This window comes from Actinomadura sp. NBRC 104425 (assembly GCF_030269545.1).
GTDB classification, from domain to species: domain Bacteria; phylum Actinomycetota; class Actinomycetes; order Streptosporangiales; family Streptosporangiaceae; genus Spirillospora; species Spirillospora keratinilytica.
Genome location: NZ_BSTN01000005.1, coordinates 211,534 through 229,447, shown reverse-complemented (window position 1 = coordinate 229,447; position 17,914 = coordinate 211,534). Strand labels below are relative to the sequence as shown.

18 protein-coding genes are annotated in these 17,914 nt (G+C 74.0%); 13 read left to right on the top strand and 5 right to left on the bottom strand.

Translation table 11 applies throughout. The features are described 5' to 3' along the window. Positions 1–298: 298 nt before the first annotated feature. Entirely contained in the window at positions 299–1,516 is a 1,218-nt protein-coding gene (locus QSK22_RS10790) for an AMP-binding protein (protein ID WP_285493930.1), read from the bottom strand. Positions 1,517–1,627: 111 nt separating this feature from the next. Between QSK22_RS10790 and QSK22_RS10785 the strand changes: the two genes are divergently transcribed. From QSK22_RS10785 to QSK22_RS10725, 13 genes are all read left to right on the top strand, one after another. Continuing rightward, complete coding sequence (locus QSK22_RS10785; protein ID WP_285493929.1) at positions 1,628–2,542, top strand: 1,4-dihydroxy-2-naphthoyl-CoA synthase; 915 nt, start codon at positions 1,628–1,630, stop codon at positions 2,540–2,542. A gap of 40 nt (positions 2,543–2,582) precedes the next feature. Continuing rightward, positions 2,583–3,542, top strand: coding sequence for an o-succinylbenzoate synthase (locus QSK22_RS10780; RefSeq protein ID WP_502872293.1), 960 nt, complete (start codon positions 2,583–2,585; stop codon positions 3,540–3,542). Further along, positions 3,542–5,209, top strand: coding sequence for a 2-succinyl-5-enolpyruvyl-6-hydroxy-3-cyclohexene-1-carboxylic-acid synthase (gene menD / locus QSK22_RS10775; RefSeq protein WP_285493928.1), 1,668 nt, complete (start codon positions 3,542–3,544; stop codon positions 5,207–5,209). Before QSK22_RS10780 ends, menD begins: the two co-directional genes overlap by 1 nt. Positions 5,210–5,757: 548 nt before the next feature. After that, positions 5,758–6,597 (top strand): ErmE/ErmH/ErmO/ErmR family 23S rRNA (adenine(2058)-N(6))-methyltransferase, encoded by an 840-nt coding sequence (gene erm / locus QSK22_RS10770; protein ID WP_285493927.1) that lies wholly within the window; start codon positions 5,758–5,760, stop codon positions 6,595–6,597. A gap of 575 nt (positions 6,598–7,172) precedes the next feature. Next, a complete protein-coding gene (locus QSK22_RS10765) occupies positions 7,173–7,622 on the top strand; it encodes a hypothetical protein (protein WP_285493926.1) in 450 nt (149 codons plus the stop codon). Positions 7,623–7,741: 119 nt separating this feature from the next. Beyond that, entirely contained in the window at positions 7,742–8,152 is a 411-nt protein-coding gene (gvpJ, locus tag QSK22_RS10760; protein ID WP_285493925.1) for a gas vesicle protein GvpJ, read from the top strand. Beyond that, positions 8,149–8,937, top strand: a complete 789-nt coding sequence (locus tag QSK22_RS10755; protein WP_285493924.1) for a GvpL/GvpF family gas vesicle protein — start codon at positions 8,149–8,151, stop codon at positions 8,935–8,937. Before gvpJ ends, QSK22_RS10755 begins: the two co-directional genes overlap by 4 nt. A 17-nt stretch (positions 8,938–8,954) precedes the next feature. Then, positions 8,955–9,359, top strand: coding sequence for a gas vesicle protein GvpG (locus QSK22_RS10750; protein ID WP_285493923.1), 405 nt, complete (start codon positions 8,955–8,957; stop codon positions 9,357–9,359). A gap of 3 nt (positions 9,360–9,362) precedes the next feature. Beyond that, positions 9,363–9,647, top strand: coding sequence for a gas vesicle protein GvpO (locus tag QSK22_RS10745; RefSeq protein ID WP_285493921.1), 285 nt, complete (start codon positions 9,363–9,365; stop codon positions 9,645–9,647). Positions 9,648–9,698: 51 nt separating this feature from the next. Further along, positions 9,699–10,124, top strand: coding sequence for a gas vesicle protein (locus QSK22_RS10740; protein WP_285494045.1), 426 nt, complete (start codon positions 9,699–9,701; stop codon positions 10,122–10,124). A 9-nt stretch (positions 10,125–10,133) separates the two neighbouring features. Then, entirely contained in the window at positions 10,134–11,000 is an 867-nt protein-coding gene (locus QSK22_RS10735; protein WP_285493920.1) for a GvpL/GvpF family gas vesicle protein, read from the top strand. Next, positions 10,997–11,224: a gas vesicle protein gene (locus QSK22_RS10730; RefSeq protein WP_285493919.1), complete on the top strand. Its 228-nt coding sequence runs from the start codon at positions 10,997–10,999 to the stop codon at positions 11,222–11,224. The genes QSK22_RS10735 and QSK22_RS10730 overlap by 4 nt, the downstream gene beginning before the upstream one ends. Beyond that, positions 11,221–11,682, top strand: coding sequence for a gas vesicle protein K (locus QSK22_RS10725; protein WP_285493918.1), 462 nt, complete (start codon positions 11,221–11,223; stop codon positions 11,680–11,682). Before QSK22_RS10730 ends, QSK22_RS10725 begins: the two co-directional genes overlap by 4 nt. A 47-nt stretch (positions 11,683–11,729) precedes the next feature. Here the strand turns inward: QSK22_RS10725 and cydC are convergent, their stop codons facing one another. The 4 genes from cydC to QSK22_RS10705 all read right to left on the bottom strand — a co-directional run bounded on the left by cydC (position 11,730) and on the right by QSK22_RS10705 (position 17,314). After that, complete coding sequence (gene cydC / locus QSK22_RS10720; RefSeq protein WP_285493917.1) at positions 11,730–13,553, bottom strand: thiol reductant ABC exporter subunit CydC; 1,824 nt, start codon at positions 13,551–13,553, stop codon at positions 11,730–11,732. A gap of 5 nt (positions 13,554–13,558) precedes the next feature. After that, on the bottom strand, positions 13,559–15,205 hold the full coding sequence (gene cydD, locus QSK22_RS10715) for a thiol reductant ABC exporter subunit CydD (protein WP_285493916.1): 1,647 nt from the start codon (positions 15,203–15,205) through the stop codon (positions 13,559–13,561). Positions 15,206–15,228: 23 nt separating this feature from the next. Then, positions 15,229–15,987, bottom strand: a complete 759-nt coding sequence (locus QSK22_RS10710) for a cytochrome d ubiquinol oxidase subunit II (protein WP_285493915.1) — start codon at positions 15,985–15,987, stop codon at positions 15,229–15,231. Between the two features lie 79 nt (positions 15,988–16,066). Next, positions 16,067–17,314 (bottom strand): cytochrome ubiquinol oxidase subunit I, encoded by a 1,248-nt coding sequence (locus tag QSK22_RS10705; protein WP_285493914.1) that lies wholly within the window; start codon positions 17,312–17,314, stop codon positions 16,067–16,069. Between the last annotated feature and the right edge of the window lie 600 nt (positions 17,315–17,914).

Sequence of the window (17,914 nt, the reverse complement as noted above, 5' to 3'; positions counted from 1 at the left end):
GGTGTGGTGCGACGCGGAGGCACCCTTGCGCCTTCGACGCGCGCACTAATCCCAAACGCCGGGGGGACGCCGTCTGTTCCCGGAGGTGCGGAACGGGCGTCCCGCGGCGGCAGCAGGCCCCGATGCGGCCCAGGGCCGCACGCGCCCAGGCGGCGACGTGCCGCGTCCGGTGGCCTCCCCCACCACCAACCTTACCTTACTACGTAAAGATTCCTGGTTGTGACACTTCCCTCACCACCGAGCAAAACACGTCTCAATCCGCGGCCACAACACCAACGCCGACCCGGCGGCGCGGAGATCAGGGGACGGGGCGGCGGAGGGCCTGGCGGTCGGGCTTGCCGGACGACAGCAGCGGGATCGCCTCCACCAGCTGCAGCTCGCGGGGCGCGGCGTAGGCGGGCATGGCGGCGCGGACGAACGCGCGCAGGTCGTCCAGGGTGGGCGGGGCGCCGGCGGGCACCACGACGGCGGTGACGCGTTCCCCCCACTCGGCGTCGGGGCGGCCCACCACGACCACGTCCCGCACCGACGGGTGGCGGGACAGCAGCGCGGCGACCTCGCCCGCCACGACCTTCTCCCCGCCGGTGTTGATGACGTCGTCGGCGCGGCCGCGCACCCGCAGCCGCCCGTCGGGCTCCAGGGCGCCCAGGTCGGGGGTGAGGTACCAGTCGCCGTCGCGGGCGGCGGCGGTCAGGTCGCCGCGCAGCCGGTAGCCGGTGAACAGCACCGGCCCGGTCAGGCGGATGCGACCGTCGGCGCCGACCTTCGCGCGGACGCCGTCCAGGGGGACGCCGTCGTAGACGCATCCGCCGCAGGTCTCGCTCATGCCGTAGGTGGTGTGGATGCGCGCGCCGCGCTCGCGGGCCTGGGCGAGCAGGGCGGGGGAGGCGGGCGCGCCGCCCAGCACGATGGCGCCGACCTTGGCAAGGTCGGTTCCGGCGTCGACCAGGCGCCGCAGCTGGGTGGGGACCAGCGCGGTGTGCGGCGGCCGCCCCGACGCCAGGGCGGCGTCGAACGCGGTCGTATCGAAGCGCGGCAGGATGACCGGTTCGGTGCCGGCGACCAGGGACCGCACCAGCACCTGGACGCCGGCGATGTGGCTGGTGGGCAGGCAGCACAGCCAGCGGTCGCCGGGCCGGGCGCCGATGCGGGCCAAGGTGGCGGCGGCCGAGTGCCGCAGCGCCGCCGCGGACAGCTCGACGATCTTGGGGGTGCCGGTGGACCCGGAGGTGGCGATCAGCACGGCCGTGTCGGCGGCCGCCGGCACACCGCCGGGGCGTGCGCGCACCCCGTCGGCGGTGTGCACGGCGTGCGGGGCCAGGGCGTCCAGCAGCGTGCGCAGCGCGGGGGCGGGCAGGTCGGGCGACAGGGGGCAGATGGCCGGGCCGGTGCCGTCCAGCGCGGCGGCCAGCGCCTCGAACAGCCGCCGCCCGGGAGGCAGCACGACGGCGTGCACCCGCCGTTCACCGGTGCGTGCACCCGCGCAAGCGGCGGGGGCGATGCGTGTGCTGTCCATGACTCCGCCAGACTAGACGATCGAGTTGAACGTGTTCGAATCCGCGGGGCCTGCGGAAGCGGTTGAATTGGGGACGCAGGGCACCCGCACGCCGACCGAGGAAGAGGGCACATGCCACACGCGGGCAAGGTCTCCGAACTGTTCGACCCCGACGCCTGGAAGCAGGTCGAGGGGTTCGACTTCACCGACATCACCTACCACCGCGCCGTCGACCACGGGACGGTGCGGATCGCCTTCAACCGCCCCGAGGTGCGCAACGCCTTCCGCCCGCACACCGTCGACGAGCTGTACCGGGCGCTGGACCACGCCCGCATGTCCAGCGACGTGGGATGCGTCCTTTTGACCGGCAACGGGCCCTCGCCCCGCGACGGCGGGTGGGCGTTCTGCTCCGGCGGCGACCAGCGCATCCGCGGCCGCGACGGCTACCGGTACGCCACGGGCGAGACCGCCGACACGATCGATCCGGCGCGGGCGGGGCGGCTGCACATCCTGGAATGCCAGCGGCTGATCCGGTTCATGCCCAAGGTGGTGATCTGCGTGGTGCCCGGCTGGGCCGCCGGCGGCGGGCACAGCCTGCACGTGGTGTGCGACATGACGCTGGCCAGCCGCGAGCACGCCCGGTTCAAGCAGACCGACGCCGACGTGGCCAGCTTCGACGGCGGGTTCGGGTCGGCGTACCTGGCGCGGCAGGTGGGCCAGAAGTTCGCGAGGGAGATCTTCTTCCTGGGGGACACCTACGACGCCGAGGCCGCCCACCGCATGGGCATGGTGAACGCGGTGGTGCCGCACGCCGAGCTGGAGGCGACGGCGCTGGAGTGGGCGCGCAAGGTCAACGGCAAGAGCCCGACGGCGCAGCGGATGCTCAAGTACGCCTTCAACCTGGTCGACGACGGGCTGGTGGGGCAGCAGCTGTTCGCCGGCGAGGCGACGCGGCTGGCCTACGGCACCGACGAGGCGGTCGAGGGCCGCGACGCGTTCCTGGACAAGCGCGCCCCCGATTGGTCGCGTTTCCCGTGGTACTACTAACTTTTCTTCGGGCTTTGTCACGGCAGGGGGTCGGATTCCGGTGCGGGTGTACGCCATCCCGATGCGGACGCGGTTCCGCGGCATCACGCGGCGGGAGGGCGTGCTCGTACGGGGCCCGGCCGGGTGGGGGGAGTTCTCCCCGTTCGCCGAGTACGGCCCCGCCGAGTGCGCCCGCTGGCTGGCCGCCGCGCGGGAGGCGGCGTTCGAAGGGTGGCCGGCGCCGGTGCGCGACCGGATCCCGGTGAACGTGACGGTCCCGGCGGTGGAGCCGGAACGGGCGCGGCAGATCGTCGCCGCGTCCGGATGCCGCACCGCGAAGGTGAAGGTGGCCGAGCCCGGGCAGGACGAACTCGACGACCTGGCCCGGGTGGAGGCGGTGCGCGACGCGCTGGGCCCGTCGGGGCGGCTGCGGGTGGACGTCAACGGCGCGTGGGACGTCGACACCGCGGCGCGGATGATCCGCCGGCTGGACCGGTTCGACCTGGAGTACGTCGAGCAGCCGTGCGCGACGCTGGAGGAGATGGCGCGGGTGCGCCGCCTGGTGGACGTGCCGGTGGCGGCCGACGAGTCGATCCGCCGGGCCGAGGACCCGCTGAAGGTGCGCGCGGCCGAGGCGGCGGACGTGGCGGTGCTGAAGGTGCAGCCGCTGGGCGGGGTCCGCGCGGCGCTGCGCGTGGCCGAGGCGTGCGGGCTGCCGGTGGTGGTGTCCAGCGCGGTGGAGACGTCGGTGGGGCTGGCGGCGGGCGTGGCGCTGGCGGCGGCGCTGCCGGAACTGCGGTACGCGTGCGGGCTGGCGACGCTGTCGCTGCTGCACGGCGATGTGGTGGACGACCCGTTGACGCCGGTCGGCGGCGCGTTGCCCGTGCGCCGCCCGCGGGTGGACCCGGCGGCGCTGGCCCGGCACGAGGCCGACGCCGCGACGGCCGAGCGGTGGCGGACGCGGACCGCCGAGGCGCAGTCGCTGCTGGGCGGTGCGCCGGTGATCGGGGTGGTGCGTTGATGAACCCGGCGACCGCGCTGGCCACGGTGCTGGTGGACGAGTTGCTGCGGTGCGGCATGACCGACGCGGTGCTGGCGCCCGGATCGCGGTCGGCGCCGCTGGCGCTGGCGCTGCACGAGGCGGCGGTGGCGGGCCGGACGCGGCTGCACGTGCGGATCGACGAGCGGTCGGCGTCGTTCCTGGCGCTGGGGCTGGCCAAGCGGTCGGGCCGCCCGGTCGCGGTGGTGTGCACCTCGGGCACGGCCGCGGCCAACTTCCACCCGGCGGTGATCGAGGCGCACCAGGCGGGCGTGCCGCTGGTGGTGCTGACCGCCGACCGTCCCCCCGAGCTGCGCGACACCGGCTCCAACCAGACCATCGACCAGATCAAGCTGTACGGGACGGCGGCGCGGTGGAGCTGCGAGATCGGCGTGCCGGAGAACCGCCCCGGGATGGTGGCGTACTGGCGGTCGGTGACCAGCCGGGCGTGGGGGCTGGCGCAGGCCCCCGACCCGGGCCCGGTGCATCTGAACGTGGCGTTCCGCGAGCCGCTGATCCCCGACGGGGACGTCTCGTGGTGCGAGCCGCTGGACGGTGACGCGACCGGCGCGTGGACCAAGGTGCGGGCGGCCACGCCGGGGTCGGTGCTGCACGTGCCGGCGACGCGGCGCGGCGTGCTGGTGGTCGGGGACGGCGCGGTGAACGTCAAACGGTATGTGGCGGCCGCGTCGATGGCGGGCTGGCCGGTGCTGTCGGAGCCCAGCGGCAACGCCCGCTACGGCGACCATGCGCTGTCGGCGTACCACTTCCTGTTGGGGGTGCCGGAGTTCGTGGAGCGGCACCGCCCGGAGGTGGTGGTGACGCTGGGCAAGCCGGGCCTGTCGCGGCCGCTGCTGTCGCTGCTGCGCCGCGCCGAGGAGCACATCGTGCTGTCACCGGACCTGGCGCGCTGGCCGGATCCGGTGCGGTCGGCCACGCAGGTGGCGCAGGATGTGGAGATTCCGGTGCTGTCGGGCGGCGACGACGGCTGGCTGCGGTCGTGGCGGACGGCCGACCGGGCGGCCGCGGCGGCGGTGGACGCGGTGCTGGACGCCTCGCCGGAGGTGACCGAGCCGCGCCTGGCGCGGGATCTGGCGGCGGCGCTGCCGGCCGGGTCGCTGCTGTTCAGCGCGGCCAGCATGCCGATCCGGGACCTGGAGCAGGTGATGCGGCCGCGTCGCGGCATCCGGGTGATGACCAACCGCGGCGCCAGCGGCATCGACGGGCTGGTGTCGACGGCGGTGGGCGCGGCGCTGGCGCACAGCGGCCGCTCGTACGCGCTGCTGGGCGATCTGGCGTTCCTGCACGACCGCAACGGGCTGGTGCTGGGGCCCGACGAGCGCCGTCCGGACCTGGCGATCGTGGTGGTGAACAACCGCGGCGGCGGGATCTTCTCGCTGCTGCCGCAGGCGGCGCTGGACGGGCCGTTCGAGCGGGTGTTCGGCACCCCGCACCAGGTGGACCTGGAGCATGTGGCGGCGGCGCACGGGCTGCCGTACCGGCGGCTGGAGTCGGCGGACGAGCTGCCCAAGGCGATCACGGGCAGCGGGCTGCGGATCGTGGAGGCCCGCACCGACCGCGACGCCAACGCGGTGCTGCACGCGGCGATGCGCAAGGCCGCGCACAAGGCCGTCCGCGACCTGCTGTAGCCCCCGGATGGGAGGGTTGTCGCGTGCCGGACCGCCCCGTCCGTGGCGGTCCGGCGTGGTGCTCGGCTACCCGGTCGTGTGCGGAAAACCTGTTGGGCGGGTGGCGGCGGGGCTCCTAGGATCGGCGGTATGGGAGCGATGAGCGGCTTCGACGGCGTCCTCGTCCGCGGTGCCGTCGTGTTCTGGCGGCTGCGCGGCGGCGTCCGGCTCTGAACCCGCCGGGCCGCCGCGCCGATGCGTGATCTGACGCCTGTCTGCGTAGAGCGCGTGCGCTGATCCGCGTGTTTGCGGTGCCCGCACCGTTCGCGTTGTCCGCGTGGTGCCGTCGTGCTCCCGAGCTGTTCGTGGTGTCCCGCGTGTTCAGGGCCGTGACCGGTCCCTTGCCCATCCGGACGGGCCTGTGCCCGTCGCGTCCGGCCGGTCGCGCCCCGCCTTCTCGTCCGCGTCGCCGGTGACGGCGTCCTCGCGCGGCCCGGCTGCGGCGTGTCCGGCCGCGGAGGACACCCACGATGACCCGGAATCCCACGTCACGCACCTTCGGCGCGCTTATGCGTCCGGCTTCCCAGCCTTCCCGGTCCGGACGCGACCGCGCCCGCCGTTTCCTGTCGCAGAACTTTCTGGCCGACCCGCGCGCGATCGGGTCGATCGTGCGGTCGGTGGCCGCCCGTCCCGGTGACCTGGTGGTGGAGGTCGGCGCCGGGGACGGGCGGGTCACCGCCGCGCTGGCCGCCGGCGACGCGCACGTCATCGCCTATGAGATCGATCCGGTGCTGGCCGGGCGGGCGCGGCGGCGGTGCGCCGACCTGCCCAACGTGCGCGTCGTGCGCGGTGACTTTCTGCGGGCGCGGCCGCCGCGCGGGCCGTTCGCGGTGGCGGGCAACATCCCGTACTCGCTGACGTCGCCGATCGTCCAGTGGTGCCTGCGTGCGCCTCGGCTGACGTCGGCGACGCTGGTGACCCAGCTGGAGTACGCCCGCAAACGCACCGGTGACTACGGCCGCTGGAGCCTGGTGACGGTGCGGTCGTGGCCGCTGTTGGAGTGGCGGCTGGGGGAGCGGATCGGCCGGGAGCTGTTTCGTCCCGTCCCGCGGGTGGACTCGGCGATCCTGCGGCTGGTGCGCCGTCCGCGGCCGCTGCTGCCCGCCTCGGCGCTGGCGGACTACGAGCGGTGCGTCGCCCTGGGGTTCAGGGGGGAGGGCGGCACTCTGCGGGCGTCGCTGCGGCGCGAGCATCCCCGGGGGAGGGTGGACACGGCGTTGCACGCTGCCGGGGTGGAGCGGGACGCGGTGGTGGCCTTCGTGCATCCGGACCAGTGGGTGCGGCTGTTCCGCGTCCTGTACGGCCTTCCTTCTGCCAGGGCCCGGGCCGGCACATCACGACAACCCTGACCTTACTTTGTCAAGGTGCCGGGTTGGTGACATTCCCACCACTACCAACACACAACCCCAACAACACTCCAATCACCTAGAAAGGTGATCTCACTCAGAGTCACGGCAAACGACTGCCCGTGCTGGTTTGTTGGCAGTAGGGGAGGGCCGTTCGCGAGTCGCTCTGCGCCCGGTCGGCATCGGCCGGGCGCGGAAGGTGCCGGGCGGCTGTGGCCTGCAGGACAAGGCGGCGTGCTGTCGCCACCGGGCCGGCCGCCGGCGTGGGCGGCGCGCCGCCATCCATCGCGGTCAGGATGCTCGCCGGCCGTCTCTTCGTGCGGTCCTGCGCGGATCTGCCGCCACCGCCGCGAGTCGGCCGCCCACACGGGGCGTGCGGCTCGCGGTTCGGCCTTCTGCGGCGCCGGGCCGGAACGGGCTGGCCGGGGGGGGTTGGTGGGAGTGTCTTGCGTTCCGGTGGGAGGCATGGCATGCCTTTTGGCGGGTAGGTGCCGACGTCAGCCACGATCTCCGGACAAATGCCGCAAATCTGACCGGAGACGACCCCATGCCTCGATGAGGCGGAATAGGAGGACGTCATGAGCACCTCTTCACACTCCGGCAAGGACACCGGCGAGGCCGGTAAGGGCGTCGGCGCGGCTGCCGGGAAGGCGGCGGCCGGGGCCAGGGTGATGGCCGGCGAGACCGCGGCCACGGGCAGGGCTGCGGGGAAGACCGCCGACAAGGCGACCGGCGAGACCGCGGGCAAGGCGGCCGGTGCCGTGCGCGGACATGCGGCCACCGCACGCGACACCGCGCACAAGACCACGCAGGTCGCGGCGGCGACGGCCGGGACCGCGGCGGGTGCGGCCCGGCGTGTCGGCGGTCAGGTCGCCGGCACCGCCGAACGCGCCGCGCACGGTGCGGCGGCGCTGCCGGGGCGGCTGGTCCAGGTGCTGTCGCTGCGCCGTCTGCTGCGCGCCGCGTCCGTTGTGGCCGTGGCGGCCGCCGCGGTCGTGATCGGCCGCCGGGTGGCCCGGCGGCGCTGATCGGCGGGAGTTGACCATGTGACAACCGAAGCTCTATGTCCCGTTTAGCCCGGTAAGTGCGGGTAGGGGGGCTGTGAATACAGCGGCATCCCCCCCCGATCCCACGAGGAGTGGATGACATGACTGGGCCGATCGCCCAGCAGACCTCGGGCACCAACTACGTCCAGCGCGGCGGCTCCAGCGGCCTGGCCGACGTCGTCGACCTGATCCTGGACAAGGGACTGGTCATCGACGTGTACGCGCGCGTGTCGCTGGTCGGCATCGAGATCCTCACCGTCGACGTGCGGATCGTCGTCGCCAGCGTCGACACCTACCTGCGGTTCGCCGAGGCGGTCAACCGACTGGACATCGCCCACGACGGCACCGCCAAGGGCATCCCGCAGATGGTCGGCGACATGCAGCAGTCCGGCGCCAAGAGCAAGACCAAGGGCGCCCTGCAGGGCGCGCAGGAACGGCTCCGCGAAAGCCTCGGCACCGCCGACCGCGAAGGCGAACCCGCCGCCCGCACCTCTGGGAGGGAGGAGGAATGACCCGCCCGGACGTCGCCCCCGACACCCGTCCCGCCGGTCAGGACACCCCCCTGTACGTCTACGGTGTCATCCGCGGTGACGCCCAAGTCCCGCCCGGACTGGCCGGGCTGGGCGACCAGCCGGTGACCGTGGTCGCCCGCAACGGCTGCGGCGCGGTCGTCAGCGCCCTGCCGGCGGGCCGTGCGCTCGGTGAACGCGCCGACCTGCTGGCGCACCAGCGGGTGCTGGCCGCCCTGGTGGACGCCGGCCTGGCCGTGCTGCCGTTCCGGTTCGGCGCCGCCATGACCGACCGCAACGCCGTCGCCGAGGAACTGCTGGCCGCCAACGCCGACCGGTTCGCCGACGCCCTCGACCAGGTCGACGGGCGCCTGGAACTGCGGTTGAAGGGCACCTACGTGCAGGACACCGTGCTGCGCGAGGTCATGACCGGCGACCCGCAGGTCGCCGAACTGTCGCAACGCCTGCGCCAGGCCCCCGCCGACGCCGCCGACGCGCTCTACTACGACCGCGTCCGCCTCGGCGAGCTGATCGCCCAGGCGTTGCAGCGCCGCCGCGAGCACGACGCCCGCGTCCTGCTGGAGCGGCTGGCACCGGCCGCCCGCCGGGTCGCTCCCAAGACCCCCGCCCGCGACGAGGACGTCGTCGACGCCGCGTTCCTGATCGACCGCGACCGCCGCGGCGACTTCGAACAGGCCGTGGACGCCCTCGGCGCCGAACACGCCGACCGCATCCGTCTGCGGCTGATCGGACCGCTGCCGCCCTACGACTTCGTCCCGGGCGGATGACACAGGGAAGACACGACATGGGACTGATCACCGGACTGGCGACGCTGCCACTGGCGCCGGTGCGCGGCGTGATCTGGGTCGCCGAGGTCCTCACCGAGCATGCCGAGGCGCAGCTGTACGACCCGGCGCGTATCGCGGCGGAGATGCAGGAGATCGCCGATCTGCTGGCGGCGGGGGAGATCGACGAGGCCGAGGCCGCGGCGCGTGAGGAGGAGCTGCTGGCGCGGCTGCCCCGCTCCGGTCCCGCCGCCGGGAGCACGGCCGGGGCGCCTGGCGGTCCGGCGGCCGACCCCGCCGCTGCGGGCGGGCCGACGGCGCCCGGGGACCTGGACGCCTCTACTCGGCCCGAACATCGTGAACGACATGGTGAGCGCGGCGGGGGTGCGGCCGGTGTGCCGCGCGAGGAACCGCCCGGGGGGTGAGCGATGCCGCCCCGGCCGCCCGGAGCGTCCCCGGACGCGTCCCAGGCGGCGCGCCGCGCGGTCGGTCACGTCACCGGCATGACCGGCCGCGACGCCGAAGGGGTCGTCGGTGTCCAGCGCCGCGACGACGGCGGCTGGCGGGTGACCGTGGAGGTGGTGGAGACCCATCGCATTCCCGATACGGCCGACATCCTCGCCGTCTACGAGGCCGATATGGACGCCGACGGGGAGCTGGTGGCGTTCCACCGCATCCGCCGCTACACCCGCGGCCGCGTCGACCACCCCTGATCCGCTGCACCACCGCCAGGAGAACGTTGGGAGGACGACCCGTTGAGCGAGATGCCCTACACCGGCGCCCGCGGCCCGATCCGCCCGGCGGGTGAGCGGACCGGTACGAGCCTGGCCGACCTGCTGGAGCGCATTCTGGACAAGGGCATCGTGATCGTCGGGGACATCCGGGTCAACCTGCTGGACATCGAGCTGCTCACCGTCAAGCTGCGGCTGCTGGTCGCCTCGGTCGACCGCGCCAAGGAGATGGGCATCGACTGGTGGGAGCACGACCCGTCGCTGTCGTCGCGCGCCCGCGCCGAGGTGGAGGCGGCCGAGCAGCGCGACCGGCTGGAGCACGACCGGCTGGCCGAGGAGAACCGGCTGCTGCGCGAGCGGCTGGCCGCCCTGGAGGCGGCCGCGCCGCCGGCCCGGCAGGTCGGCGACCGGCCCGCCGGCTCGTCGGGTGAGGCGGGTCACGGCGGACAGGAGGGGTAAGGAGGGGGGATGAACCACCACACAGGCCGGCACGAGCCCGGCGGCGTGCAGCAGGGCACCGCCGTCTACCTGTACGGTGTCGCCCGCGGCCTGGATCCGGGTGTGCTGGGCGGTGTCACCGGTGTGTCGTCGGCCGCCGTGCGCGCTGTTCCCGCCGGTGACCTGACCGCCCTGGTCAGCACTGTGGAACTGGCCGATTTCGGTGAGGACGCTTTGCGTGACCACCTGGAGGACCTGGACTGGTTGGAGGCCACCGCCCGCGCCCACCACGAGGTCGTCGACCGCGCCGCGCAGGCCGCGCCGACCGCACCGGTCCGCATCGCCACCCTCTACCGCGACGACGGCCGCGTCCGGCAGGTGCTGCAGGAGCAGCACGCCCAGTTCACCCGCGTCCTCGATCTGATCAGCGGCCGCGCTGAATGGGGCGTGAAGATCTACGCCCACTCCGAGGCGTTCGAGACCTGCGAACCCGAGCCGCGACCGCGGACCGCCGGAGGCAGGACGGGGACGGCGTATCTGCGGCGGCGCCAGGCCGAGCGGCGCAGCCGCCAGGACGCTTCCCGGCGCGTCGGCGACTACGCCCAGTCGGTGCACGAACGCCTCATCCAGTACGCCCGCGCCTCGCGCCGTCATCCTCCGCAGGATCAGCGGTTGTCGGGGCACGCCGGTGTGCCGGTGTTGAACATGGCCTACCTGCTCGATGACGAGCACACCAAGGAGTTCCTGGACACCGCCCGCCGTGCCGATGCCGAGTTGACCGGTGTCGATGTGGAGGTCACCGGGCCTTGGCCCCCTTACTCCTTCATCGACACCACCGACACCGCCGCCGGAGACCGCGGCGGGGGCGGTCGGCCGGGGCGGGGGGAGGCGCCATGACGGGCGTCGTCGTCGACACCGGGCCGTCGGGGCCGCCGCTGGAGCGCGTCGCGCTGGTCGATCTGCTGGACCGGCTGCTGGCCGGGGGTGTCGTCCTCACCGGCGACCTGGTGATCTCCGTCGCCGAGGTCGATCTGGTCGAGGTGTCCCTGCGCGCCCTGATCACCACCGTCCGCGGCGAGCTCGCCCCGCCCGGGCTCGCCGCTTCGAAGGAGCAGCCGTGACCCGCCGTGAGCCGGTCAGCGGGGACGTCCACGTCCACGACCCCGTCCCCGGCGACCTTTTCCCCGACGCCATCCCCGACGGCACCCGCACCCCGCCCGACACCGCCCGCCGCGATGCCCCCACCGGGCGGGCGGCGCCGGTGCGAGCACGGCCGATACGGTCCACACCGGCGTCCTCACGCGTGCGTCAGCGCCTGGAGACCGACGCCGACCAGGTCGAACGCGACCTGGTCAAACTCGTGCTCACCCTGGTGGAGCTGATCCGCCAGCTCATGGAGCGCCAGGCGCTGCGCCGCGTCGACTCCGGCACCCTGGACGACGACCAGATCGAACGGCTCGGCCTGGCGCTCATGCGGCTGGAAGAGGCCATGGAGAAACTCAAGGACCACTTCGACCTCGAAGCCGGCGACCTCAACCTCGACCTGGGCCCCCTGGGCCCCCTCCTGCCCGAGGACTGAACCCGCGCCGCCGACATGCCGCCGACAGGATCCGCCAGGCGCCGGGGTCAGGCGGACAGCCGCTCGGCCTCCCACAGGTCCCGGTAGGCGCCCGGACGCGCCACCAGGTCATCGTGGCGGCCCCGCTGCACCACCCGGCCCCGGTCCACAACCAGCACCTCATCGGCGTCGCCCAGCGCCGCCAGCCGGTGCGTCACCAGCAGCAGCGTGCCACCGCCCGGCCAGGTCAGCAGCTCCCGGGTGATCTCGTCGGCGGTGGCGGTGTCCAACGCCTCGGTCGGCTCGTCCAGCACCAGCACCGGCGGATCGGCCAGCAGCGCCCGCGCCAGCAGCAGCCGCTGCCGCTGCCCGCCCGACAAGGCGCGGCCGCCCTCACCGACCACCGTGTCCCACCCCTCCGGCAGCTCCCGCACCACCTCCAGGAACCGGGCACGCCGCGCCGCCGCCTCCAACTGCCGCTGCGAGGCGTCCGGACGCGCCAGCAGCAGGTTCGCGCGCACCGAACCGGCGAACACATGCGCGTCCTGCGTCAGCCCCCGCACCGCCGCCCGCACGTCGTCCTCGGCGTAGGCGGCCAGGTCGCGGCCCGCCAGCTGCACCGACCCGGCCAGCGGCGTCACCGCACCGGCCACCGCCGCCAGTAACGTGCTCTTACCTGCCCCGCTGGCACCCACGATCGCCACCCGCCGGCCCCGCTCCACCCGCACGTCCACCCTGTCCAGCGCCACACCGTCCCACGCGGCACGGCCGTGAGCAGGCGACACCGCAGCGTCGAACGCGACCGTCACCCCGAGCAGCTCCACACTCAACGGACCCGCAGGCACCGCCGCCCCGCCACGGGACTGCGCCGGCGGGGGAGAGGCCAGCAGCGCCGCCATGCGCCGCGCCGACGCCAGCACGTCCCGCATCCGCTGCGCCGCACCCGCCAGCGGCATCACCGCCTCGACCGCCACCAGTGCCGTGAGCGCCACGACCGCCACCTGCACCTGGTCGGCGCCCGACCGCACCGCCTGCCAGGCCACCACCGCCGCCGTCGCTCCCTGCACCGCCGACCCGGCCGCGCCCACGACGCCTGCGATGCGGGATGCGGCTCGTTCGGCCTGCTCCAGCCGCCGCGCCGCCTCCACCGCCCGCGCATGGAACCGCTCCGCGGCTCCGAACACCGCCAGATCCTCGGCGCCGTCCAGCACGTCCAGCGCGCACACCGCCAGCCGCCGCCGCTGCCGCACCACCCGCGCTGCGGCGCGCGCACCCGCCGTCCACGCCGCCCACGGCAGCACCACACCCGCCACCAGCAGGCCCGCCGTCAGCGGCACGGCCGTCACCGGAACCGCCACCGCGCACACGGCCACGCCCACCGCCCCGCACACCACCGCCGTGACCGCGGGCAGGACGCACCGCAGCAGCAGATCCTGCACCGCCTCCACATCCGACACCAGGCCGCTCAGCGCCTCCCCATCGCGCAGGTCGCGCGGCCCGCGACCGCGTGCGGCCAGCGCGTCGAACACCCTGCCGCGCAGCTGCGCCAGCGCCCGCAACGCCACATCGTGACCGGCCAGCCGCTCCAGGTACCGCAGCGCGCCCTTGCCCAGCGCGAACCCCCGCACCGCCACGATCGCCACCGACAGCGCCGCCATCGTCGGCTGCTGCGCCGCCCGCGCGATCAGCCATGCCGCAGCCGCCACCAGGCCCAGCCCGCACAACTCGGCCGCCACCCCGGCCGCCATCGCCCACACCAGCCGCCCCGCATACGGCCGCACCACACTGGACAGGCCGCGCAGCCCCCGCACACCACCCCTGCCGCCACCGCCCACGCCACCGCCCGGCCCTGTCACACCGGCCACCTGCTCCGCCTTCCTCGTCTTCGACATGCCGGTCACGCCGCCGCCGTCCCCTCCGACGCGCCCGTGCCTGCGGCGGGGGAGGCGTCGGACACCAGACGGCCGTCCACCAGCCGCACCACCCGGTCCGCCGCCCCCAGCAGCGCCGGACGATGCGCCACCATCACCGCCGACCGGCCCTCCAGCAGCCGCCGCACCGCCTGCACCAGCAACCCCTCACTGCGCACATCCAGCCGGGCCGTCGGCTCATCCAAAAGCATCACCGGCGCCCGCGTCACGAACGCCCGCGCGATCGCCAGCCGCTGCCGCTGCCCCGCCGACAACCCCGCACCGCCCTCGCCGAGCACCGTCGCATACCCCTCCGGCAGGGCCTCGATGAACTCCTCGGCGCCCGCCGCGCACGCCGCCGCCCGCACCTGTCCGGCATCGGCGTCCGGCACCCCGAGGCGGATGTTGTCGGCCACCGACGCGGCGAACAGATGCGGCCGTTGCGGCACCCACCCCAGCCGCGACCGCCACTGCGCCACATCCATCTCCTCCAGCGGCACACCGTCCACCAGCACCCGCCCCGACTCCGGTACGACCAGACCGGCCAGTACCGCCAGCAGGGTCGACTTTCCCGCACCCGACGGTCCCGTCACCGCCACCCGCTCACCCGGCGCCACCCGCAGCGACACCCCCGCCAGCGCGGGACGGTCCGCCCCCGGATACCGCACCGTCACCTCCTCCAGCACGATCTCCGGCGCCCCGCCGACCTCGCGCCGCGGCACAGGCCTGCCGCCCTGCGCCGCGGCCGACGCGTCCAGCACACCGAACACCTCACCGGCCACCGCCACACCCTCCGCACTGGCGTGGAACCGCGACCCCAACGCCCGCAACGGCGCATACACCTCCGGCGCCAGCAGCAGCACCAGCAGCCCCTTCGCCAACTCCAACCGCCCCTCCATCAACCGCAACCCCACCGGAACCGCCACCAACGCCACCGACAACGAGCACACCAGCTCCACCACCAGCGACGACAAGAACGCCACCCGCAACGCCCCCATCGTCGCCCGCCGGTGCTCCTCCGCCAGACGCCGCACCACCACCGACTGATGGCCCGCGCGGCCGAACGCCCGCAGCGTCGACAACCCCGCCACCACGTCCCGGAAATGCCCGCCCAACCTCCGCAGCAGCCCCCACTGCCGGCCCGTCCACTGCGCCGTGCGCGCCCCCACCAACGCCCCGAACACCGGCACCAACGGCACCGTCACCGCCACCACCACCGCCGACACCCAATCCGCCGCCCCCAACCGCGCCAGCACCACCGGCGGCACCACGCACGCCGCCACCAGCTGCGGCACATACCCGGCGAAGAACGGATCGACCGCGTCCAACCCCCGCGTCAGCAGCGTCACCCGCGCCCCACCCGCCCCCGCGCTGGGACGCGCCAGCAGCGCCGTGCGCAACCGCGCCTTCACCTGCGCCGCCGCGCGCCCCGCCACATCCGACCCCACCCACGCCAGCACCGCACGACCCGCGACCGCCGCCCCCACAACGATCAGCAAACGAGCATCCAACCCCGCCACCGCACGCGCCAACGCATCGGCCTGCACCACCACCAGCACCGCCTGCGCCACCGCCACCGCCACCAGAACCACCGGCACCCGCCGCGGCAGCCACCCCACCAAGCGACGCTCCACCGCCTTCACCGCCACCACCCCTGTCACAGGTAGCCGGGGGACTCGGCCCGGCCCCGGAACGTCCACCACACCAGCGCCTGGGCCCCCACCAGCAACGGCAGCATCACCGCACACAGCACCGCCGTCAGCCCCAACGCCTCCGGCGACGCCGCCACCTGCGACCACGGCAGCCGCCAACCCGCCGCCACCATCACCGCCACCAGCACAAGCGCCGACACCCAGTACCGGCCCGGCACCCGCCGCGCCCGCTCCACCAGACCACCTGCCAGCCGCAACCGCGCGAACCCCGCCCCATGCACCGCGAACACCAACGCCAACGGCAACCCCAGCACCGTCCCGACGTTCACCCCGTCCTCCACATGGCCCCCGCCGACCAGCACCGTGCCCAGCACCGCACCCCACGCCAACGCCAGCACCCAACTGCCCGCCACCACCGCGCCGTCACACACCGCACGCCACCGGGCCGCGTCCACCCGCCCCCGCAACCACAGCCCCATATCACGCACGATCCACCCCACCAGCAGCGCCACGAACACCGGGTGCAACCCACTCAGCAGCGCATGCTCCAACCCCGGGAACGCACCGGCCACCACACCCGCCGTCGCCACCAGCCACACCTCATCGGCCAAAAACAACGGCGCGAACGACGCGATCACCAGCCGCCGCTGCCGCGCGTCACGGCCCAGCACCGGCAGCAGCATCCCCACCCCGATGTCGGCCCCCGCCAACACCAGGTACCCGGCGGTGAACACCGCCAGCACCAGCAGCGCAACCGTCTGCATACCGACTCCTCACCCCGGTCGGCCCGCCACCGGGCACGACACCGTCCGAAAAAGCCCGACCCGCCCCTGCCCCGGGGGCTCACAGCGACGGCGTCAACACCGGCCGCTCCGGCTCCGGCGCCTCCAAAGCCCCCAGCCGCACCGCCTCCGGCCCCCGCCGCGCATACCGCGCCAGCAGCCACACGTTCACCGCCACCAGCACCGCGAACACCGCCGTGAACACCACGAACGACGCCGTCACCGCACCCGCCGGCACATCCGACAACGCATCCTCGGTGGTCAGCACCCCGTACACCATCCACGGCTGACGGCCCACCTCACGGAACACCCACCCCGAGATCACCGCCACATAGGGCAGCGGCAGCGCCGCCATCACCAGCACGTGGAACACCCGGCCCCGCTCCAGCCACCGCCCGAACGGCAGCTTCACCAGCGCCACCAGCGCCACCAGCGACATCAGCATCCACGCCGACACCATCGCGATCTCACCCACCGACGCCAGGCCCGGCGGCGTGTAGTCACCCGGCCCGAACCGCGCCTGGAACTGCGCCACCTGCGCCGCCGCCTCGTCCGTCCCCGGATGCTTGGTCGGCTGCACATACCGGAACTGCGTCCCCCCGAACATCGCCACCGGGAACACCGACAGCACCACCGCCACCAGCCCGGTGCGCATCGACCGGCGGAACAGATCCGCCTCCGCCGTCCTGCGGAACAGGTGGTAGCCGCTCACCGCCGCCATGAAGAACCCCGCCGTCAGCAACCCGCCGAACACCACGTGCCCGAACGCCAGCAACGCCGTCGGGTTCGTCAGCAGCGCCCCCACGTCCGTGAGCCGCGCCACCCCGTCTTGCATCCGGTAGCCCACCGGCCGCTGCAGGAACCCGTTGGCCACCAGGATGAAGTACGCCGAAAAGTACGCCGTGGCCGCCACCACCCAGATCAACGCCAGGTGCACCCACCGGTTCAGCCGATCCCACCCGAAGATCCACAACCCCAGGAAGGTGGACTCGACGAAGAACGCCACCACCGTCTCCATCGCCAGCGGCGCGCCGAACACCTCGCCCACGACCCGCGACATGCCCGACCAGTTCAACCCGAACTGGAACTCCATCACCAGGCCCGTGACGATGCCCACCGCGTAGTTGATCACATACAGCTGGCCCCAAAACCGTGTCATCCGCTCGGCCACCGCACTGCCCGACAGCGTCGCGATCGTCTGCGTCAGCGCCACCAGCGTCGCCAGACCCAACGTCAACGCCACGAACAAAAAGTGCGAACCCGCCGTCAACGCGAACTGCACCCGCGCCAGCAGCAACGGATCGTCCACCCGCGCCCCTCCACCGCTCACCCGATCGAGACGCCCCCGATCATCGGGCCCGCCGCCCACCCGGCGAATCCGGCCACAGCCGACAACCCGCCTGCACCTTTCGCGCAACCCCCGCCCCTTGCGTACATCTGAAGATGTATGAAGCCCGCCGCGCCCTCCCCACCACGCACGACTCCGCCCCCGACCCCGCCTCAGGGCCGCCCGGCGTTCCCGTGGGGCGGCGTCGTGGCAGGGCGTCCGACGTTGCCGAGGTGCAGGAGACGGCGCACCGGCGGCAGCGCATCCGGTGCCGGACGTGGGGGGTGCCGTGCTGGCCGGGGGAGTACCTCGAGGAGCAACCCGCCGGCGGGGCAGGACTGCGGCAGACGCCGGACGCCGCCGGCGAAGCCGCCGACGCAAAGCACCGGACGGTTCCGGCGCGTCAAAGGTGAACACCGGTGAACACCGCAGTGCAGCCGTGCCCCAGCACCACCACAGAGCCTCCCACGGGACCATCTGACATCAACGCACCCGGGGAACGCGTGCCGGTGGGGGAGCGGGGGCAGCGGCGGCGGACCTCCACACCCGGCATCGCCGCCCCCAGGCCACGAAACCCCAATG

Bases quoted from the DNA above. Each gene is read 5' to 3' on its own strand.
- QSK22_RS10740 (WP_285494045.1), top strand. From the start codon at position 9,699: ATGCCCTACACCGGCGCCCGCGGCCCGATCCGCCCGGCGGGTGAGCGG.
- QSK22_RS10750 (WP_285493923.1), top strand. From the start codon at position 8,955: ATGGGACTGATCACCGGACTGGCGACGCTGCCACTGGCGCCGGTGCGC.
- QSK22_RS10755 (WP_285493924.1), top strand. From the start codon at position 8,149: ATGACCCGCCCGGACGTCGCCCCCGACACCCGTCCCGCCGGTCAGGAC.
- QSK22_RS10790 (WP_285493930.1), bottom strand. From the start codon at position 1,516: ATGGACAGCACACGCATCGCCCCCGCCGCTTGCGCGGGTGCACGCACC.
- gvpJ (WP_285493925.1), top strand. From the start codon at position 7,742: ATGACTGGGCCGATCGCCCAGCAGACCTCGGGCACCAACTACGTCCAG.
- erm (WP_285493927.1), top strand. From the start codon at position 5,758: ATGCGTCCGGCTTCCCAGCCTTCCCGGTCCGGACGCGACCGCGCCCGC.
- QSK22_RS10710 (WP_285493915.1), bottom strand. From the start codon at position 15,987: ATGCAGACGGTTGCGCTGCTGGTGCTGGCGGTGTTCACCGCCGGGTAC.
- cydC (WP_285493917.1), bottom strand. From the start codon at position 13,553: ATGTCGAAGACGAGGAAGGCGGAGCAGGTGGCCGGTGTGACAGGGCCG.
- QSK22_RS10735 (WP_285493920.1), top strand. From the start codon at position 10,134: ATGAACCACCACACAGGCCGGCACGAGCCCGGCGGCGTGCAGCAGGGC.
- QSK22_RS10785 (WP_285493929.1), top strand. From the start codon at position 1,628: ATGCCACACGCGGGCAAGGTCTCCGAACTGTTCGACCCCGACGCCTGG.
- menD (WP_285493928.1), top strand. From the start codon at position 3,542: ATGAACCCGGCGACCGCGCTGGCCACGGTGCTGGTGGACGAGTTGCTG.
- QSK22_RS10765 (WP_285493926.1), top strand. From the start codon at position 7,173: ATGAGCACCTCTTCACACTCCGGCAAGGACACCGGCGAGGCCGGTAAG.
- QSK22_RS10730 (WP_285493919.1), top strand. From the start codon at position 10,997: ATGACGGGCGTCGTCGTCGACACCGGGCCGTCGGGGCCGCCGCTGGAG.
- QSK22_RS10745 (WP_285493921.1), top strand. From the start codon at position 9,363: ATGCCGCCCCGGCCGCCCGGAGCGTCCCCGGACGCGTCCCAGGCGGCG.